This window comes from Pseudomonas sp. MYb193 (genome assembly GCF_002966775.1).
Lineage (GTDB): Bacteria > Pseudomonadota > Gammaproteobacteria > Pseudomonadales > Pseudomonadaceae > Aquipseudomonas > Aquipseudomonas paracarnis.
Map to the genome: position 1 here is coordinate 878,058 of NZ_CP023269.1, position 19,214 is coordinate 897,271.

Annotated in this window: 20 protein-coding genes; 15 read left to right on the top strand and 5 right to left on the bottom strand. The window is 60.0% G+C overall.

Annotated elements, in window-relative coordinates; genetic code table 11:
* Nucleotides 1–61: 61 nt before the first annotated feature.
* Nucleotides 62–352 (bottom strand): DUF3565 domain-containing protein, encoded by a 291-nt coding sequence (locus CLM72_RS03900; protein WP_105225684.1) that lies wholly within the window; start codon nt 350–352, stop codon nt 62–64.
* On the opposite strand from CLM72_RS03900, the gene CLM72_RS03905 reads away from it, so the two are divergent.
* On the top strand, nt 351–836 hold the full coding sequence (locus tag CLM72_RS03905; RefSeq protein WP_027606858.1) for a peptidylprolyl isomerase: 486 nt from the start codon (nt 351–353) through the stop codon (nt 834–836). The two genes, CLM72_RS03900 and CLM72_RS03905, sit on opposite strands and share 2 nt — an antisense overlap.
* Nucleotides 837–1,145: 309 nt before the next feature.
* Here CLM72_RS03905 and rpsT read toward each other — a convergent pair whose 3' ends face one another.
* Nucleotides 1,146–1,424, bottom strand: a complete 279-nt coding sequence (rpsT, locus tag CLM72_RS03910) for a 30S ribosomal protein S20 (RefSeq protein WP_003188401.1) — start codon at nt 1,422–1,424, stop codon at nt 1,146–1,148.
* A gap of 253 nt (nt 1,425–1,677) precedes the next feature.
* Here rpsT and murJ point away from each other — a divergent pair, with 253 nt between their 5' ends.
* The 6 genes from murJ (at nt 1,678) to ispH (ending at nt 9,199) form a co-directional block, all read left to right on the top strand.
* Nucleotides 1,678–3,216: a murein biosynthesis integral membrane protein MurJ gene (gene murJ, locus CLM72_RS03915; protein WP_054919406.1), complete on the top strand. Its 1,539-nt coding sequence runs from the start codon at nt 1,678–1,680 to the stop codon at nt 3,214–3,216.
* A gap of 119 nt (nt 3,217–3,335) precedes the next feature.
* Entirely contained in the window at nt 3,336–4,274 is a 939-nt protein-coding gene (gene ribF / locus CLM72_RS03920) for a bifunctional riboflavin kinase/FAD synthetase (protein ID WP_003188404.1), read from the top strand.
* Nucleotides 4,275–4,288: 14 nt separating this feature from the next.
* Nucleotides 4,289–7,120 (top strand): isoleucine--tRNA ligase, encoded by a 2,832-nt coding sequence (gene ileS / locus CLM72_RS03925; RefSeq protein ID WP_105225685.1) that lies wholly within the window; start codon nt 4,289–4,291, stop codon nt 7,118–7,120.
* Nucleotides 7,113–7,625: a signal peptidase II gene (gene lspA, locus CLM72_RS03930; protein WP_003188406.1), complete on the top strand. Its 513-nt coding sequence runs from the start codon at nt 7,113–7,115 to the stop codon at nt 7,623–7,625. The genes ileS and lspA overlap by 8 nt, the downstream gene beginning before the upstream one ends.
* Before the next feature lie 7 nt (nt 7,626–7,632).
* On the top strand, nt 7,633–8,070 hold the full coding sequence (locus CLM72_RS03935; RefSeq protein ID WP_169855857.1) for a peptidylprolyl isomerase: 438 nt from the start codon (nt 7,633–7,635) through the stop codon (nt 8,068–8,070).
* 181 nt (nt 8,071–8,251) lie between these two features.
* On the top strand, nt 8,252–9,199 hold the full coding sequence (ispH, locus tag CLM72_RS03940) for a 4-hydroxy-3-methylbut-2-enyl diphosphate reductase (protein ID WP_032893637.1): 948 nt from the start codon (nt 8,252–8,254) through the stop codon (nt 9,197–9,199).
* On the opposite strand, the gene CLM72_RS03945 is transcribed toward ispH, so the two are convergent.
* Entirely contained in the window at nt 9,153–9,734 is a 582-nt protein-coding gene (locus tag CLM72_RS03945; RefSeq protein ID WP_105225686.1) for a GspH/FimT family pseudopilin, read from the bottom strand. The genes ispH and CLM72_RS03945 overlap by 47 nt on opposite strands.
* Nucleotides 9,735–9,931: 197 nt before the next feature.
* On the opposite strand from CLM72_RS03945, the gene pilV reads away from it, so the two are divergent.
* From pilV to thiO, 5 genes are read left to right on the top strand one after another with little or no spacing between them, the layout of a single operon-like run.
* On the top strand, nt 9,932–10,411 hold the full coding sequence (gene pilV, locus CLM72_RS03950; RefSeq protein WP_105225687.1) for a type IV pilus modification protein PilV: 480 nt from the start codon (nt 9,932–9,934) through the stop codon (nt 10,409–10,411).
* Nucleotides 10,411–11,118, top strand: a complete 708-nt coding sequence (locus CLM72_RS03955; protein WP_105225688.1) for a PilW family protein — start codon at nt 10,411–10,413, stop codon at nt 11,116–11,118. Before pilV ends, CLM72_RS03955 begins: the two co-directional genes overlap by 1 nt.
* 5 nt (nt 11,119–11,123) lie before the next feature.
* Nucleotides 11,124–11,654, top strand: coding sequence for a PilX N-terminal domain-containing pilus assembly protein (locus tag CLM72_RS03960; RefSeq protein WP_105225689.1), 531 nt, complete (start codon nt 11,124–11,126; stop codon nt 11,652–11,654).
* 11 nt (nt 11,655–11,665) lie between these two features.
* Nucleotides 11,666–12,070 (top strand): type IV pilin protein, encoded by a 405-nt coding sequence (locus tag CLM72_RS03965; protein WP_020302966.1) that lies wholly within the window; start codon nt 11,666–11,668, stop codon nt 12,068–12,070.
* Nucleotides 12,071–12,129: 59 nt separating this feature from the next.
* Nucleotides 12,130–13,239: a glycine oxidase ThiO gene (thiO, locus tag CLM72_RS03970; RefSeq protein ID WP_105225690.1), complete on the top strand. Its 1,110-nt coding sequence runs from the start codon at nt 12,130–12,132 to the stop codon at nt 13,237–13,239.
* Here thiO and CLM72_RS03975 read toward each other — a convergent pair.
* Nucleotides 13,226–13,459, bottom strand: coding sequence for a PP0621 family protein (locus tag CLM72_RS03975; protein ID WP_034128051.1), 234 nt, complete (start codon nt 13,457–13,459; stop codon nt 13,226–13,228). The genes thiO and CLM72_RS03975 overlap by 14 nt on opposite strands.
* Nucleotides 13,460–13,586: 127 nt before the next feature.
* Nucleotides 13,587–14,612, bottom strand: coding sequence for an outer membrane protein assembly factor BamD (locus CLM72_RS03980; protein WP_094774497.1), 1,026 nt, complete (start codon nt 14,610–14,612; stop codon nt 13,587–13,589).
* Between the two features lie 149 nt (nt 14,613–14,761).
* Between CLM72_RS03980 and rluD the strand changes: the two genes are divergently transcribed.
* The 3 genes from rluD (at nt 14,762) to clpB (ending at nt 19,146) form a co-directional block, all read left to right on the top strand.
* Entirely contained in the window at nt 14,762–15,724 is a 963-nt protein-coding gene (rluD, locus tag CLM72_RS03985; protein ID WP_003188422.1) for a 23S rRNA pseudouridine(1911/1915/1917) synthase RluD, read from the top strand.
* Complete coding sequence (pgeF, locus tag CLM72_RS03990) at nt 15,721–16,446, top strand: peptidoglycan editing factor PgeF (protein WP_105225691.1); 726 nt, start codon at nt 15,721–15,723, stop codon at nt 16,444–16,446. The genes rluD and pgeF overlap by 4 nt, the downstream gene beginning before the upstream one ends.
* Nucleotides 16,447–16,581: 135 nt before the next feature.
* Nucleotides 16,582–19,146 carry an ATP-dependent chaperone ClpB gene (clpB, locus tag CLM72_RS03995; RefSeq protein WP_003188426.1) on the top strand — a complete coding sequence of 855 codons (2,565 nt, stop codon included), beginning with the start codon at nt 16,582–16,584 and terminating at the stop codon, nt 19,144–19,146.
* The last annotated feature ends 68 nt before the right edge of the window (nt 19,147–19,214 follow it).

Sequence of the window (19,214 nt, forward strand, 5' to 3'; positions counted from 1 at the left end):
CATGGCTTGGGTGGCGCTCTATGGGTGAGTGCCTACCGCGAATCAGGCGCCAAGGTTATCGTTATTCGTGCCCTTGCGCACACCAGCCGCACGCAAAGGGTTGGCCTATTTTTTCAAGGCGTTGAGCAGGGTCGATGACCCAGGCTCGCGACTGCCATGGCGGCTGGTGGCGCAGGTGCTGGGTGTGGCCGCAGGACAGCTCGGCCACCCAATGCAGGTCGTCGTCCTGGTGGAATCCGGTGATGATAGAGACCGTTGGTCGGCCCCGTCTGTCCGGGTTCTGTTCGCTTTCGGGCAAATCCTTGTTTAGACTTGTCCGTTCTTCATTCTTATGCAAAAGGTCTCGCCCCATGACGATCGCCGCTAACAAGGCTGTCTCCATCGACTATACCCTGACCAACGACGCTGGTGAGGTCATCGACAGCTCCGCCGGCGGCGCGCCGCTGGTTTACCTGCAAGGCGCAGGCAACATCATCCCGGGCCTGGAAAAGGCTCTGGAAGGCAAGAGCGTCGGTGACGAACTGACTGTCGCCGTAGAACCTGAAGATGCCTACGGCGAATACTCCGCCGAACTGGTCAGCACCTTGAGCCGCAGCATGTTCGAAGGTGTTGATGAGCTGGAAGTGGGCATGCAGTTCCACGCTTCCGCGCCGGACGGCCAAATGCAGATCGTCACCATCCGTGATCTGGACGGCGATGATGTGACTGTCGACGGCAACCACCCTCTGGCTGGCCAGCGCCTGAACTTCCAAGTGAAGATCGTTGCCATCCGCGACGCTTCCCAGGAAGAAGTGGCTCACGGCCACGTCCACGGTGAAGGCGGTCATCACCATTGATTGATGTTTTGATCAAGTGGTAGCAAGAACGCCCCGACTGGTTCGGGGCGTTTTTTTTGGGGTTGGAAATATTCACCTGATACTCCGCAGTCAAAATGTGGGAGCTGGCTTGTCGAATCGTCGCACCGCTGCGATGGCATCAACTGGGTATGCCTGCTGTACCGAGTTGTCTATATCGCGGGCAAGCCCGCTCCCACATTTTGATCTGTACCGTCCTGAATTAAGCACAAACAAAAATGCCCCGGACCTTTCGGTACGGGGCATTTCTTAACTGTTACACAGCCTGAGCTGCGTTGCAGTTGTTACCACTTAGGCTGCAGCAGGAACGCTCAGAGCCTTGATGTGGCCATTCAGGCGGCTCTTATGGCGAGCGGCCTTGTTCTTGTGGATGATGCCTTTATCGGCCATACGGTCGATAACAGGCACAGCCAGAACGTAAGCTGCTTGAGCTTTTTCAGCGTCTTTGGTGTCGATGGCTTTGACTACATTCTTGATGTAGGTGCGAACCATGGAACGCAGGCTGGCGTTGTGGCTGCGACGCTTCTCAGCCTGTTTTGCACGTTTTTTGGCGGAAGGTGTGTTGGCCACCGTCGAGCTCCTCGAAAGACTTTTTAGGAAATAGCAAACAAAATAGGCCGCGAATCATGCCGATGACTTGACGGGTTGTCAAGGGCGGCTGATGCGAACTGCTGAGTGGTCGATCTGAAGAGGCGGGTGATTTATTTCCGGCGCTTGACCTGTAAACTCGCGAGCTTTGGCTCTGTGCTGTTGCAGGCGCGCAGTATCGCATAAGTGGGCGCGTAGTTCGCCTGCTCTTTATCTATAGGCGCAAACTCTTTCAATGAATCTGCTCAAATCGTTGGCTGCCGTCAGCTCTATCACGATGATTTCCCGGGTATTGGGGTTCGTGCGTGACACCCTGCTGGCCCGCATCTTTGGCGCCAGCATGGCCACGGATGCGTTCTTTATTGCCTTTAAGCTGCCCAACCTGTTGCGGCGGATCTTTGCCGAAGGCGCGTTTTCCCAGGCGTTCGTGCCGATTCTGGCCGAATACAAGACCCAGCATGGCGAGGAGGCGACTCGTACGTTCATCGCCTACGTCTCGGGTTTGCTGACGCTGGTGCTGATGCTGGTAACCATCGTCGGGATGCTCGCCGCGCCGTGGGTGATCTGGGCCACGGCGCCCGGTTTTGCCAATACGCCGGAAAAGTTCGCGCTGACCACTGATCTGCTGCGGGTGACCTTTCCTTATATATTGCTGATTTCCCTGTCTTCGCTCGCCGGGGCGATCCTCAATACCTGGAATCGTTTCTCGGTACCGGCCTTTGTGCCGACCTTGCTGAACGTCAGCATGATTATTTTTGCGCTGTTCCTTACGCCGTATTTCGATCCACCCGTCATGGCGCTGGGCTGGGCGGTGCTGGCCGGCGGCCTGGCACAGTTGTTGTACCAGCTGCCACACCTGAAGAAAATCGGCATGCTTGTACTGCCGCGCTTGAACCTCAAGGATTCCGGCGTCTGGCGCGTGATGCGCAACATGCTGCCGGCGATCCTCGGGGTGTCGGTCAGTCAGATTTCCCTGATCATCAACACCGCGTTCGCCTCGTTGCTGGTATCCGGCTCGGTGTCGTGGATGTACTACGCCGACCGCCTGATGGAATTGCCATCCGGTGTGCTGGGCGTGGCGTTGGGCACCATCCTGCTGCCGACCCTGGCGCGCACCTACGCCAGCAAGGATCGCCAGGAATACTCACGCATACTCGATTGGGGTCTGCGCCTGTGCTTTCTGCTGGTGTTGCCGTGCGCCCTGGCCCTGGGCATCCTCGCCGAGCCGCTGACGGTCTCGCTGTTTCAATACGGGCAGTTCGACGCCCATGACGCGTTGATGACCCAGCATGCGTTGGTCGCCTACTCTGTCGGCCTGCTCGGCATTATCGTGATCAAGGTGCTGGCGCCCGGCTTCTATGCCCAGCAAAACATCCGCACGCCGGTGAAAATCGCGATTTTCACCCTGGTTGTCACGCAACTGCTCAACCTGGTGTTTATCGGCCCGCTGGCCCATGCCGGCCTGGCCTTGGCGATCAGCGCGGGGGCATGCATAAACGCAGGCCTGCTGTTTTACCAATTGCGCAAAAAACAGATGTACCAGCCGCAGCCAGGCTGGGGTGTGTTTGCGCTCAAGCTGCTGGTAGCGGTAGCGGCGATGTCGGTTGTGCTGTTTGGCCTGATGCACATCATGCCGGCCTGGGGCCAAGGCAATATGCTGGAGCGCTTCATGCGCCTGGGCGCGTTGGTAGTGGCGGGCGTGGTGGTGTACTTCGGGATGTTGCTGTTGCAGGGCTTCCGCCTGCGCGATTTCAATCGCAAGTCGCTGGGATAGCGAGTTTGCCGCGATAAAACAGTTGTTTTATCGATTCGACCCATTTGGCCTGCGCTGTTGCCTGTCGTCCGGGGCTGGGTGTGGTTATAATCGACCACTTTATGAGCAAGAAGCGCGTTATGCAGCTGGTTCGAGGTCTCCACAACCTGCGCCCCGAGCATCGGGGCTGCGTCGCCACTATTGGCAACTTTGACGGTGTTCACCGTGGCCACCAGGCTATCCTGGCTCGGCTGCGCGAGCGTGCGGTCGAGTTGGGCGTGCCCAGCTGCGTGGTGATTTTTGAGCCACAACCGCGGGAGTTCTTTACCCCGGAAACGGCACCGGCACGCTTGGCGCGCTTGCGGGACAAGTTGCAGCTGTTGGCGGAGGAGGGCGTGGACCGTGTCCTCTGTCTGGCTTTCAACCAGCGTTTGCGCAGCCTCAGCGCCGCCGAGTTCGTCGACCGCATCCTGGTCGATGGGCTGGGGGTGCAACACCTGGAGGTCGGCGACGACTTCCATTTCGGTTGTGACCGGGTCGGGGATTTCGATTTCCTGCAACATGCCGGTGTCAATCAGGGTTTCACTGTCGAAGCCGCGCAAACCGTCGAACTGGACGGCCTGCGCGTGAGCAGCACCCAGGTGCGTAACGCCCTGGCCGCCGCCGACTTCGACCTGGCCGAGCGTTTGCTCGGTCGCCCGTTCCGCATTGCCGGACGGGTATTGCACGGCCAGAAGCTGGCGCGCCAATTGGGCACGCCAACCGCCAACGTGCAACTCAAGCGCCGTCGTGTGCCGCTGACCGGGGTTTACCTGGTAAGCGTCGACATCGATGGCCAATCGTGGCCGGGAGTCGCCAATATAGGCGTCAGACCCACGGTTGCAGGTGATGGCAAGGCCCACCTGGAAGTTCACCTTTTGGATTTTGCCGGTGATTTATACGACCGGCGTTTGACGGTGGTTTTCCACCAGAAGCTGCGTGAAGAGCAGCGTTTCGCCTCCCTGGAGGCGTTGAAAACGGCGATCAATGCGGATGTCGCCGCCGCCCGTGCACTAGCCGCACCTAGCGCCCATCGCTAACCGAAGAGCCTTAAATGACCGACTATAAAGCCACGCTAAACCTTCCGGACACCGCCTTCCCAATGAAGGCCGGCCTGCCACAGCGCGAACCGCAGATCCTGCAGCGCTGGGACAGTATTGGCCTGTACGGAAAGTTGCGCGAAATTGGCAAGGATCGTCCGAAATTCGTCCTGCACGACGGCCCTCCTTATGCCAACGGCACGATTCACATCGGTCACGCGCTGAACAAGATTCTCAAGGACATGATCCTGCGCTCCAAGACCCTGTCGGGCTTCGACGCGCCGTATGTCCCGGGCTGGGACTGCCACGGCCTGCCGATCGAGCACAAAGTCGAAGTGACTTACGGCAAGAACCTGGGCGCGGACAAGACCCGCGAACTGTGCCGTGCCTACGCCGCCGAGCAGATCGAAGGGCAGAAGTCCGAATTCATCCGCCTGGGTGTGCTGGGCGAGTGGGACAACCCCTACAAGACCATGAACTTCAAGAACGAGGCCGGTGAAATCCGCGCCTTGGCCGAAATCGTCAAAGGCGGTTTCGTGTTCAAGGGCCTCAAGCCCGTGAACTGGTGCTTCGACTGCGGTTCGGCCCTGGCCGAAGCGGAAGTGGAGTACGAAGACAAGAAGTCCTCGACCATCGACGTGGCCTTCCCGATCGCCGACGACGCCAAGCTGGCCGAGGCTTTCGGCCTGGCAAGCCTGGCCAAGCCGGCCGCCATCGTGATCTGGACTACCACCCCATGGACCATCCCGGCCAACCAGGCGCTGAACGTGCACCCGGAATTCACCTACGCCCTGGTGGACGTTGGGGATCGCCTGCTGGTGCTGGCCGAGGAAATGGTCGAGTCGTGCCTGGCGCGTTACGAGCTGCAAGGTTCGGTGATCGCCACCACCACGGGTTCCGCGCTGGAGCTGATCAACTTCCGTCACCCGTTCTATGACCGTCTGTCGCCGGTGTACCTGGCTGACTACGTGGAGCTGGGCGCCGGCACTGGCATCGTTCACTCTGCGCCCGCCTATGGCGTAGACGACTTCGTGACCTGCAAAGCCTATGGCATGGTCAACGACGACATTCTGAATCCAGTGCAAAGCAATGGCGTGTACGCGCCGTCCCTGGAGTTCTTCGGCGGCCAGTTCATCTTCAAGGCCAACCAGCCGATCATCGACAAGCTCTCGGAAGTCGGTGCGCTGTTGCACACCGAAACCATCAAGCACAGCTACATGCACTGCTGGCGCCACAAGACCCCGCTGATCTACCGCGCCACTGCGCAGTGGTTTATCGGTATGGACAAAGAGCCGACCAGCGGCGATACCCTGCGTAACCGCGCGATCAAGGCCATCGAAGACACCACGTTCGTTCCGGCCTGGGGCCAGGCGCGCCTGCATTCGATGATCGCCAATCGTCCGGACTGGTGCATCTCCCGCCAACGTAACTGGGGCGTGCCGATTCCGTTCTTCCTGAACAAGGAAAGCGGCGAGCTGCACCCTCGCACCGTCGAACTGATGGAGCTTGTGGCCCAGCGTGTCGAGCAGGAAGGTATCGAAGCCTGGTTCAAGCTGGACGCCGCCGAGCTGCTGGGCGATGAAGCGCCGCTGTACGACAAGATCAGCGACACCCTCGACGTGTGGTTCGATTCGGGCACCACCCACTGGCACGTGCTGCGTGGCTCGCACCCGATGGGCCACGAGACCGGCCCGCGTGCCGACCTGTACCTGGAAGGTTCGGACCAACACCGTGGCTGGTTCCACTCGTCGCTGCTGACCGGTTGCGCCATCGACGACCACGCACCGTACCGCGAACTGCTGACCCACGGTTTCACCGTCGACGAGAACGGCCGCAAGATGTCCAAATCCCTGGGCAACGTGATTGCGCCGCAAAAGGTCAATGACACCCTGGGCGCCGACATCATGCGTCTGTGGGTGGCCTCGACTGACTATTCGGGTGAGATGGCTGTTTCGGAGCAGATCCTGCAACGCAGCGCCGACGCCTACCGTCGTATCCGCAATACCGCGCGCTTCATGCTGTCGAATCTGACCGGTTTCAACCCGGCCACCGACCTGCTGCCGGCCGAAGACATGCTCGCGCTGGACCGTTGGGCTGTGGACCGTACCCTGTTGCTGCAGCGTGAGCTGCAAGAGCACTACGGCGAATACCGCTTCTGGAATGTCTACTCCAAGGTCCACAACTTCTGCGTGCAGGAGCTGGGCGGTTTCTACCTCGACATCATCAAGGACCGCCAGTACACCACCGGCGCCAACAGCAAGGCTCGCCGTTCGGCGCAGACCGCGCTGTACCACATCAGCGAAGCGCTGGTGCGCTGGATCGCACCGATCCTGGCGTTCACCGCCGACGAGCTGTGGGAATACCTGCCGGGCGAGCGTAACGAGTCCGTCATGCTCAACACCTGGTACGAAGGCTTGACCGAACTGCCGGCCGACTTCGAACTGGGCCGCGAGTACTGGGCAGGCGTCATGGCCGTCAAGGTTGCGGTGAACAAGGAACTGGAAGTCCAGCGTGCGGCCAAGGCCGTGGGTGGCAACCTGCAAGCCGAAGTCACCCTGTTTGCCGAGGATGGCCTGACTGCCGACCTGGCCAAGCTGAGCAACGAACTGCGCTTCGTACTGATCACCTCCACCGCGAGCCTGGCACCTTTCGCCCAGGCTCCGGCAGATGCCGTGGTCACCGAGGTGCCGGGCCTGAAGCTCAAGGTGGTGAAATCGGCCTTCCCTAAATGCGCCCGTTGCTGGCACTGCCGTGAAGATGTCGGTGTGAACCCTGAGCACCCGGAAATCTGCGGTCGTTGTGTCGATAACATCAGCGGTGAAGGCGAGGTTCGCCACTATGCCTAATGCAGCCAGTCGTTTCGGACGTCTGGGCTGGCTCGTACTGAGCCTGCTGGTGCTGGTCATTGACCAGGTCAGCAAGGCTCACTTCGAGGGCTCCCTGGAAATGTTCCAGCAGATTGTGGTGATCCCGGATTACTTCAGCTGGACCCTGGCCTACAACACTGGCGCCGCCTTCAGCTTCCTCGCTGACGGCGGTGGCTGGCAGCGCTGGCTGTTCGCGGTGATCGCCGTGGTGGTCAGTGCCGTGCTGGTGGTGTGGCTAAAGCGCCTGGGTCGCGACGACACCTGGCTGGCTATCGCGCTGGCCCTGGTGTTGGGCGGCGCGCTGGGTAACCTGTATGACCGCATCGCCCTGGGCCATGTGATCGACTTCATCCTGGTGCACTGGCAAAACCGCCACTACTTCCCGGCGTTCAACTTTGCCGACAGCGCCATCACCGTTGGTGCAATCATGCTGGCGCTGGATATGTTCAAGAGCAAGAAAACCGGAGAAACCGTCAATGACTGATCAGGTATTGGCTGAGCAACGCATCGGCCAGAACACGGAAGTCACTTTGCATTTCGCATTGCGCCTGGAGAATGGCGATACGGTAGACAGCACCTTCGACAAAGCCCCGGCGACCTTCAAGGTTGGCGACGGTAACCTGCTGCCTGGTTTTGAAGCGGCATTGTTCGGGTTCAAGGCGGGCGACAAGCGCAACCTGCAGATCCTGCCGGAAAACGCCTTCGGCCAACCCAACCCGCAAAACGTGCAGATCATCCCGCGTTCGCAGTTCGAGGGTATGGACCTGTCGGAAGGCTTGCTGGTGATCTTCAATGATGCGGCGAATACCGAATTGCCCGGTGTGGTTAAAGCCTTCGATGATGCGCAAGTGACCATCGACTTCAACCATCCGTTGGCCGGTAAAACCTTGACGTTTGATGTTGAAATCATCGACGTTAAAGCGCTCTAACTGACGAAACCGGTTCCTGTGGGGCTGGCTTGTGTGGGAGCTGGCTTGCCTGCGATAGCATCACCTCGGTGTACCTGATACATCGAGACGTTTGCATCGCGGGCAAGCCCGCTCACACAGACGCTTATTCTATAGAGCTGAGTTGATCCAATTTCTTGGCCTGCAAGGCACGAGGCACAGCATGCAAATCAAACTCGCCAACCCCCGTGGCTTCTGCGCTGGCGTGGACCGGGCGATCGAAATCGTCAACCGCGCCCTGGAAGTCTTCGGGCCGCCGATTTATGTGCGCCACGAAGTCGTGCATAACAAGTTCGTGGTCGAAGACCTGCGCGCACGCGGTGCGATCTTTGTCGAAGAACTCGACCAGGTACCCGACGACGTTATCGTCATCTTCAGTGCCCATGGCGTGTCCCAGGCCGTACGTACCGAAGCGGCCGGCCGTGGCCTAAAAGTATTCGATGCCACCTGCCCGCTGGTGACCAAGGTGCACATCGAAGTGGCGCGCTATAGCCGCGACGGTCGCGAATGTATCCTGATCGGCCATGCCGGTCACCCGGAAGTCGAAGGCACCATGGGCCAGTACGATGCCAGCAACGGCGGCGCCATCTACCTGGTTGAAGACGAAAAAGACGTCGCCAACTTGCAGGTGCACAATCCCGACCGCCTGGCTTTCGTTACCCAGACCACCTTGTCCATGGACGATACCAGCCGCGTCATCGATGCCCTGCGCACGCGATTCCCTGCCATTGGCGGCCCACGCAAGGATGACATCTGCTACGCCACGCAAAACCGCCAGGATGCGGTCAAGCAACTGGCGAATGAGTGTGATGTAGTGCTGGTGGTCGGCAGCCCTAACAGTTCCAACTCCAACCGCTTGCGTGAGCTGGCCGAACGCATGGCCACGCCGGCGTACCTGATCGACGGTGCCGAAGACATGCAGCGCAGCTGGTTCGATGGTGTTGAGCGTATCGGCATCACGGCGGGTGCCTCCGCTCCGGAAGTGCTGGTGCGCGGTGTGATCCAACAGTTGCAAGCCTGGGGTGCTACCGGCGCCGATGAGCTGGCGGGTCGTGAAGAAAACATCACGTTCTCGATGCCCAAGGAACTGCGGGTCCGCTCGCTGCTCTGACGACCAGGGGGCTGGAATAGCCTCGGCATAATGCCTGTTCGGTCTTGTCACTGCGCAGGCTGACGCGCCCGCTGGGGGCCAGCACGATCTGATACACGCTCTGTGCATGGTCCTTGTCACACACATGCACGGTGCCGGCACGAAATCCCCCGCCGGCGAACACTGGCTCCCCCAGGCCGCTGAAGCGCACCTGGCTCGTAACCGGGCCATTACCGGCGACCGGCACGCGCCCATTGCTCTCGCGCTCCAGCAATACCGGATTGTCGTCATCAAGGTGGCCGCGCCCACTCACATCCAGTATCACGCGCCATCCCAGGCTCCAGTCCTCGTCCTTTGCATGAATGACCACCGCCCGGTTGCGCGCGATGGCCTCGGTGCGTGCGTAGCGCAGCCCGGAGGCGAGTGCTTGGGCCGCGCTTTGTCGTTGCTGCGATTCAAGCAAACCCTTGAAACCGGGTACGGCCAGTTGCGCGAGAAAACTGGTGACGATCAGCCCCAGCAACATCTCAATCAGGGTGAATCCTTGTTGTTTCATGTGCGTTCCCTCCATGGGCGCGAGTGGGTTTTCTAGGTATAGCGCTTGGTCCTTGGCGCTGGATGATGGCCTTTATGTCCAAAGTATTTCCCTTTGTTCCGGGAGCAGCGCCGCTCGAAAACCGACGCTAGTCTTGGGTCGCACAGCAGGTTTTGCCTGCTTTTTTTCACCGGCCTTCGACATGGATGACGACGGAAATGCCAGCCTGCCAGAACCGATTCCTGCGCGTTGCGCACTCGCGCCAATCCGGCATGACACTGGTCGAGGTGCTGGTAGCGCTGTTGATTTTGGCGATCGGCCTGATGGGCGCTGCGGTGCTGCAACTCAACGCGCTCAAGTACACCAACAGCGCCAGGATGACCAGCCAAGCCAGTTTTATTGCCTATGACATGCTCGACCGCATTCGCACCAATGCTGGCGCCGATTACACATGGGGCAGGGCCCAGCTGGCGCCGCCCAACACTGCCACCGCCAGCGTGCGTGATCTCGACCTGCACGATTTCGAGGCCAATATCACGGGTTTTGCCGGTGAGGATGCCAAAGGCTCAGTGGTGGTGAACGGGCAAGAGGTCACCATCAGCATCAGTTGGGCAGATGCCCGGGCAGCAAACCGTCCAGGTGCGCGGGAAACCTTCACGCTGACCAGCCGCATCGGCACTGAACAGGGAGAGAGGTAATGAAGCGTCTTGCGCGAGGTTTCAGTCTGGTGGAAGTGTTGCTGGCGCTTGCCATCGGGTTGGTTTTGATACTTGGTGCGAGCCAGATACTGATCAGTTCGCGGTTGACCCATGCCAGCCAGCAGGCCGCCATGCTGCTGCAGGATGATGCGCGGTTTGTGCTGAGCAAGATCACCCAGGATATTCGCCAGGCAGGCATGCTGGGGTGTTTGGCCGTGGCCGCTATCGACAATGCTCCGGCAGCCTTTGATCGGCCGATAAGCTGGGAGGCGGCGGGGAGTGCGAAGTCACTGACGCTGGTGACCGCGAATGTCGGCGATGGCGTCAGCAAGACTGACTGGACAGTGTTGTCCGACTGCAAGGAGGCGGCCAGGGCTTATGCAGGCACACCACCCGGAGCCGAACCCGGCCAACTTCGCTTTGGCATACGCCAACTTACCTACACCTACGAATCGGGTCAGTTGAAGATCAGTACCCCGGCAGCACCGGCCAAGGCGGTATTGATGGATAACGTGCGGGCATTCGACGTCAGCTTCGGCATGGCGGCCACCTCGGTATCGACAGTTGTGGTGCGCTATGACAGCCATCCGGCCGATGAGTCGCTGATACGCAGCGTGCGCATTCTCATGACCCTTCAAGACCCCGCTGGGCGGGTGAAGGACCAGACCTATAGTGTCGTTGCGGCACTGCGAAATCGGCTGGGGTAGGGGCAATGACCATGCAGGGCGGTATCCACATGCGGCAGGCCGGGACGGTGCTGCTGATCAGTCTGGTGTTCCTGTTGGTGCTGTCGCAGGTGGGGCTGTCCTCGATACAGGCTGCGGTCTCCCAGCAAAAAGTCGCGAGCAGCCTGTGGCATCGCAATCAATCGTTTCAATCTGCCGAAAGCGGCCTGAGGTTGGGGGAGTCGGCCGTGCAAAAGGTTGGCCAGGCGATGCCTGTCTGCCACTCGATCATCCGCTGTGCGCCGCCTGCTGAAGCGTCTTCCTTGACGGCGGCCGGGACTAACCCTGTCTCGGCGGTCACCTGGCTTGCCTTGAAAAATGGGTTTTATGGCATTCAATCCCTTGGGGAGGGTGAAGGGCTGGCTCATTTGCCACCCCATTCCCTGGCCACGCTTTTTCGGGTCACTTCGGTCGGTCTCGCGGGGCAATCTCGCACGGTGCTGGAGACGGTCTATGCCCGTGTAGAGGAGGGCGGCCGCGTCAGGTTTCGACGGGTCTTATGGCGGCAACTTCAATAAGGAGCAATCGGATGGGCAAGGAGAGCCAGGGTTTTACCCTGATTGAGTTACTGATCGTCGTGGCGATCATCGCGTTGCTGGCCGGGATTGCGTATCCCGGGTACCTCAGCCAGGTGAAGAAGGTGTATCGGGCGCAGATCGTCGCGTTGTTGAGCGAACAGGCCCAGCACCTGGAGCGTTCTTATACGAGGAATGGCACTTTTATTGATGCAGGCGACGTCAGCGCGGGCAATGATCATTATAGAATCAGTGCCGTCCTCAACCCTCAGGATTTTGACCTGCTCGCCACACCCGCTGCGGACTCGGTCATGGCGAACGACGCGTGCGCAGCATTCAGCTTGACCAGCACCGGTATGCGCGGCAACCCGGGAGCAGGGCCTGAAATGTCGCCCAAGGTCTGCTGGGGGCAAGGATGAGCGTACTTGAAGCGTGGGCGCCGGGCGCGCCTTTCCCTGTTTATCGGCTGGATCAAATGATGGCTAAGCAACAGCAAGTGGTGATTGTCGGCGGCGGAGTAATCGGTCTGTTGACGGCGTACAACCTCGCCAGTGAGGGCCAGGCGGTCACGCTGCTGGAGCGCGGAGGGCTTGGGCAAGAGGCTTCCTGGGCGGGCGGTGGGATTGTCTCGCCGTTGTACCCGTGGCGCTATAGCCAGGCGGTCACTGCCTTGGCCCATTGGTCCCAGGATTTTTACCCGCAACTGGCGCAACGGCTATTTGCTGCTACCGGCGTCGATCCAGAGGTACATACCACGGGTTTGTATTGGCTCGACCTGGATGACGAAGCGCAAGCACTGGCCTGGGCTGTCCGTGAAGGGCGACCGTTGAGCAAGGTGGATGTATCGGCAGCCCATGACGCGGTACCGGTGCTGGGGGGCGGCTACTCCCAGGCGATCTACATGGCCAACGTGGCCAATGTTCGCAACCCGCGCCTGGTCAAATCATTGAAGGCGGCGCTGCTGGCGTTGCCGAACGTGACGATTAGCGAGCAATGCGACGTGTCGGGCTTTGTACTCGGCGGCGGCAGGGTGGTGGGTGTGAATACCGCTACCGGCCACGTTTTGGGGGATCAGGTGGTGCTCGCGGCCGGCGCCTGGAGCGGGCAATTGCTGGGTACGCTGGGCTTGGGGCTACCCGTGGAGCCGGTTAAAGGCCAGATGATCCTGTACAAATGCGCGTCCGATTTTTTATCCAGCATGGTCCTGGCCAAGGGGCGTTATGCGATCCCGCGGCGGGATGGGCACATCCTGATCGGCAGCACGTTGGAGCATGAAGGATTCGACAAGACGCCGACCGACACCGCGCTTGAAAGCCTCAAGGCATCTGCGCAGGAACTGATTCCCGCCTTGGCGGACGCCGAGGTGGTCGGGCATTGGGCCGGTTTGCGGCCTGGCTCACCCGAAGGTATACCGTTTATCGGTGAGGTCCCTGGCTTCAGGGGGCTGTGGCTCAATTGTGGGCATTACCGCAATGGTCTGGTACTCGCACCAGCATCTTGCCAGTTGTTCACCGACTTGCTGCTGGCGCGGGCTCCGATCATCGATCCAGTGCCTTACGCCCCCGCAGGTCGCCTCAACGCTGGATAGACTTTGGCCCTTGTTCCAGGTGCGCTTGGGTGCAGTACCATTCCTGACGTGAACTCAGTGCGCGGTCCTGCGGCAGGTGCACGCCACAGTGAGCGCAGCGCACCATCAGGGCTGCATCCGGCTCGGCAGGCCGTTGCTGACGGGAGGCAGGGTTTTTGAATTTGCGCCAGAACCATACCGCGGCAGCAATGACGGCAATCCAGAACAGTAGACGAAGCATGATGGGTAGTTTCTCGACAAGGAATGCGCCAGTTTAGCCAAGGTAGTCATGGGCGCACAGCGCAATAAATACTCGCTCATAAAAAAGGGAGCTCCTTCAGAGCTCCCTTTTGCGTTGCGTCGAACAATCAGTCGAACACACCGAAGGTCATGTAGCTGAACCACGAACGGTCCTGGTTGTTGCCCAGGGCTTGCGGCTCTTCTTCTTCGATCACATCGCCGTTCTCGTCGTGCGGCTTGAGCTCCGAAGGAATGGCGTCCTTGGCGTCCTGGTACTGCTTGATCACGTCCTGGTTGGCGCGGGTTTCACCTGGCGGCAGCGGTGGACGGGACTCGATCAGGCCCAGGGTGTACTTGCTCAGCCACGAACGGTTGTCCGCTTCGTCAACCTGAGGCACGAACTGGCCGTCTTTCAGGCTAGGGTGGTCAGGGTAGTTGAGCTTCAGGGTTTCCAGGCTGGTAGTCGCCAGGGTGTCCAGGTGCAGACGCTGGTAAGCCTCGGTCATCACGGCCAGGCCGTCACCCACGGACGGGGTTTCCTGGAAGTTTTCCACCACGTAGCGGCCACGGTTGGCTGCGGCCACATAAGCCTGACGGGTCAGGTAGTAGTGGGCCACGTGGATCTCGTACGAAGCCAGCAGGTTGCGCAGGTAGATCATGCGCTGCTTGGCGTCCGGCGCATAGCGGCTGTTGGGGTAGCGGCTGGTCAGCTGGGCGAACTCGTTATAGGAGTCGCGGGCAGCACCCGGGTCGCGCTTGGTCATGTCCAGCGGCAGGAAGCGCGCCAGCAGGCCAACATCCTGGTCGAACGAGGTCAGGCCCTTCATGTAGTAGGCGTAGTCCACGTTCGGATGCTGCGGGTGCAGGCGGATGAAACGCTCGGCAGCGGACTTGGCAGCTTCCGGCTCGGCGTTCTTGTAGTTGGCGTAGATCAGCTCAAGCTGGGCCTGGTCGGCATAGCGGCCGAACGGGTAACGCGACTCCAATGCCTTCAGCTTCGCTGTGGCGCTGGTGAAGCTATTATTGTCCAAGTCTGTCTGAGCTTGCTGGTACAGCTCGACTTCGCTCAGGTTTTCGTCGACGACGTCCTTTGTTGACGAGCAAGCAGCAGTCATGGCGAGGATGGCGATCAGCAGCAGGTGTTTCACTTGCATGGCGGCTTGCGTCCCTATGACGGCCGCTGTCTTGGGCGGGGCCGTCCTGTTATGATGAGCGCCCCGTTGAAAGCCTCGGGGCAAAAGACGCCGTATTTAACCACAAGCGCGCAGCCGAAACCAAAGGCTACGCCACGCCTAGTCTGAGCATGTCCGATAAAATTGAACTTCGCGCAGAGGTGCCGTCCGAATTGGGCGGCCAACGCCTCGATCAAGTCGCCGCACAATTATTCGCTGAGCACTCGCGCTCGCGCCTTTCCGCCTGGATCAAAGACGGCCGCCTGACTGTGGATGGAGCGGTTATCCGCCCGCGAGACATAGTCCATGGCGGTGCGATTCTTGAGCTGACTGCCGAGCAGGAAGCCCAGGGAGAATGGGTTGCCCAGGACATCGAGCTGGATATCGTCTATGAAGACGACGACATCCTGGTCATCAACAAACCCGCGGGCCTGGTGGTTCACCCGGCCGCCGGGCACGCTGATGGCACCTTGCTCAATGCCCTGTTGCACCACGTGCCGGACATCATCAATGTGCCGCGCTGCGGCATCGTGCACCGTCTGGACAAGGACACCACCGGCCTTATGGTGGTAGCCAAGACCATTCAGGCGCAGACGCAACTGGTTACGCAATTGCAGAGCCGTAGCGTCAGCCGCATCTATGAGTGCATTGTGATCGGCGTCGTTGTGGCCGGTGGCAAGATCAACGCACCCATTGGCCGTCACGGCCAGCAGCGCCAGCGTATGGCGGTGATGGAAGGTGGCAAGCAGGCCGTCAGCCACTACCGTGTGCTGGAGCGTTTCCGCTCCCACACTCATGTGCGGGTCAAGCTGGAAACCGGGCGTACCCACCAGATTCGCGTGCACATGGCGCACATCAACTTCCCGTTGGTCGGCGACCCAGCCTACGGTGGCCGCTTCCGTATTCCGCCGGCGGCCAGCCAGACCATGGTTGAGTCGCTCAAGACGTTCCCGCGCCAGGCACTGCATGCACGCTTCCTGGAACTGGATCATCCGACGAGCGGTAAGCGCATGAGCTGGGAATCGCCACTGCCAGACGATCTGGTCTGGCTGCTTTCGCTGCTCAAGCAGGATCGCGAGGCGTTTGTCGGATGAATGACTGGCTGATACCTGACTGGCCCGCGCCGGCTCGGGTAAAAGCCTGCGTCACCACCCGTGCGGGCGGCGTCAGCCTGGCGCCGTTCGACAGCCTCAACCTGGGCGATCATGTCGAGGACAGCCTTGAGGCCGTCCTTGAAAATCGTCGTCGCCTGAGTGACGCCTTCGATATCCAGCCTGCCTGGTTGCGTCAAGTCCATGGCACTCAGGTGGTTGAGGCCGATCCGGGCCGTACTGTCGAGGCAGACGGCAGTTGGACCAGCACCGCTGGCATCGCCTGCACATCCATGACCGCCGATTGCCTGCCTGCGCTGTTCTGTAATCGGGCGGGCACCCGGGTTGCCGCAGCCCATGCCGGTTGGCGTGGCTTGGCGGCTGGGGTACTGGAGGCCGCGTTCGAAAGCCTGGATACCGCCCCTGAAGACGTTCTGGTCTGGCTCGGCCCTGCCATTGGCCCGCAAGCCTTCGAGGTCGGCCCGGAAGTGCGTGAAGTGTTCATGCAGCAACTGCCGGCCACCGCTGAAGCCTTTGTTCCCAGCCACAACGCTGGCAAGTTCATGGCCGACATCTACCAACTGGCGCGTCTGCGTCTGGGAGTGCGCGGTGTTTCCGCTGTGTATGGTGGCGGTTTGTGCACTGTGACCGACCCGCGTTTCTTTTCTTATCGCCGCAGCCCGCGTACGGGCCGATTCGCCTCCCTTATCTGGCTTGAACGCTAGACTGTCCTGATCTGTATCAACCGTCCGCCGCTTGAAACGCCCAGAATCCACCCCATCTATAAGGGTATCTGGCAGGTTTCTTCATTCAGGATGTGTTTGTTCATAGCTCCGGCCTGCTCAAAAGGAAGGTGACTAATGCGTATTGATCGTTTAACCAGCAAATTACAGTTGGCCTTGTCCGACTCTCAATCCTTGGCGGTGGGCCTCGACCACCCGGCCATTGAGCCTGCGCACTTGATGCAGGCACTCCTGGAACAGCAAGGTGGTTCTATCAAACCCTTGCTGATGCAGGTGGGCTTTGACGTTAACAGTCTGCGCAAGGAGTTGAGCAAAGAGCTCGACCAACTGCCGAAAATCCAGAATCCCACCGGTGACGTGAATATGTCCCAGGATCTGGCGCGCCTGCTCAACCAGGCCGACCGCCTGGCCCAGCAGAAAGGTGACCAGTTCATCTCCAGCGAACTGGTGCTGCTCGCTGCCATGGACGACAACAGCAAGCTCGGCAAATTGTTGCTGGGCCAGGGCGTGAGCAAGAAAGCCCTGGAAAACGCCATCAACAACCTGCGTGGCGGCGAGGCGGTGAACGACCCTAACCATGAGGAGTCGCGCCAGGCCCTGGACAAATACACCGTAGACCTGACCAAGCGTGCCGAAGAAGGCAAGCTGGACCCGGTGATCGGCCGTGACGACGAGATTCGTCGCACCATCCAGGTGTTGCAACGTCGCACCAAGAACAACCCGGTGTTGATCGGTGAACCTGGCGTGGGTAAAACCGCGATTGCCGAGGGCCTGGCCCAGCGCATCATTAATGGTGAAGTGCCAGACGGCCTCAAAGGCAAGCGCCTGCTGTCTCTGGATATGGGCTCGCTGATTGCCGGTGCCAAGTTCCGGGGTGAGTTCGAAGAGCGCCTCAAATCCCTGCTTAACGAATTGTCGAAGCAGGAAGGGCAGATCATTCTGTTTATCGACGAATTGCACACCATGGTCGGCGCCGGTAAGGGCGAAGGCTCCATGGACGCCGGCAACATGCTCAAGCCCGCCTTGGCGCGGGGTGAGTTGCACTGCGTCGGTGCTACTACGCTCAACGAATACCGTCAGTACATCGAAAAGGACGCAGCCCTTGAGCGTCGCTTCCAGAAAGTACTGGTGGAAGAACCGAGCGAAGAAGACACCATCGCGATCCTGCGTGGCCTGAAAGAGCGCTATGAGGTCCACCATAAGGTGGCGATCACCGACGGTGCGATTATTGCGGCGGCCAAATTGAGCCACCGCTATATCACCGATCGCCAGTTGCCGGACAAGGCTATCGACCTGATCGACGAAGCGGCCAGCCGCATCCGTATGGAGATCGATTCCAAGCCGGAAGTGCTGGATCGCCTGGATCGGCGCCTGATTCAACTGAAAGTCGAATCCCAGGCGTTGAAGAAAGAAGAAGACGAAGCGGCCAAGAAGCGCCTGGAAAAACTCCAGGAAGAAATTGTCCGCCTGGAACGTGAGTATTCGGACCTCGAAGAAATCTGGACCTCGGAAAAAGCCGAAGTACAGGGTTCGGCGCAGATCCAGCAAAAGATCGAGCAGTCCCGTCAGGAACTGGAAGCGGCGCGCCGTAAAGGCGACCTGAACCGCATGGCCGAGTTGCAGTACGGGGTGATCCCGGACCTGGAGCGCAGCCTGCAGATGGTCGATCAGCACGGCAAGCCTGAGAACCAGTTGCTGCGCAGCAAGGTGACCGAGGAAGAAATTGCCGAAGTAGTCTCCAAGTGGACCGGTATTCCCGTGTCTAAGATGCTCGAAGGCGAGCGCGACAAGTTGCTTAAGATGGAAAGCCTGTTGCATCAGCGCGTCATCGGCCAGGAAGAGGCAGTGGTGGCGGTGTCCAACGCGGTACGGCGTTCCCGGGCAGGTTTGTCCGACCCGAACCGTCCAAGCGGCTCGTTCATGTTCCTCGGCCCGACCGGTGTGGGTAAGACCGAGTTGTGCAAGGCCCTGGCCGAGTTCCTCTTTGATACTGAAGAGGCCATGGTGCGGATCGATATGTCCGAATTCATGGAGAAACACTCGGTGGCTCGCCTTATCGGTGCACCGCCAGGCTATGTAGGCTATGAAGAGGGCGGTTATCTGACCGAAGCCGTGCGGCGCAAGCCTTACTCGGTGATCCTGCTGGATGAGGTCGAGAAGGCGCACCCGGATGTGTTCAACATCTTGCTGCAGGTGCTGGAGGATGGTCGCTTGACGGACAGCCACGGGCGTACGGTGGACTTCCGCAATACGGTGATCGTGATGACTTCCAACCTGGGGTCGGCACAGATCCAGGAATTGGTGGGTGATCGTGAAGCTCAGCGTGCGGCGGTGATGGACGCGTTGACCACGCACTTCCGTCCGGAATTCATCAACCGGGTCGATGAAGTGGTGATCTTCGAGCCTCTGGCGCGGGATCAGATCGCGGGCATCACCGAGATTCAGTTGGGCCGCCTGCGTAGCCGCTTGGCTGAGCGCGAGCTGGACCTTGAGCTGAGCGGCGAAGCGTTGGACAAGCTGATCGCGGTCGGTTACGACCCAGTGTATGGCGCACGGCCACTCAAACGTGCGATCCAGCGCTGGATCGAGAACCCACTGGCGCAGCTGATTCTGTCGGGCAGCTTTATGCCTGGCACCCGCGTCACGGCGACGGTGAAAGACGACGAAATCGTCTTCCATTAAGCCCTGCGCTTGGCGCAACCATAGAAGGCCCCGCATTGCGGGGCCTTTTTTTTCGATAGGGCGTTGAA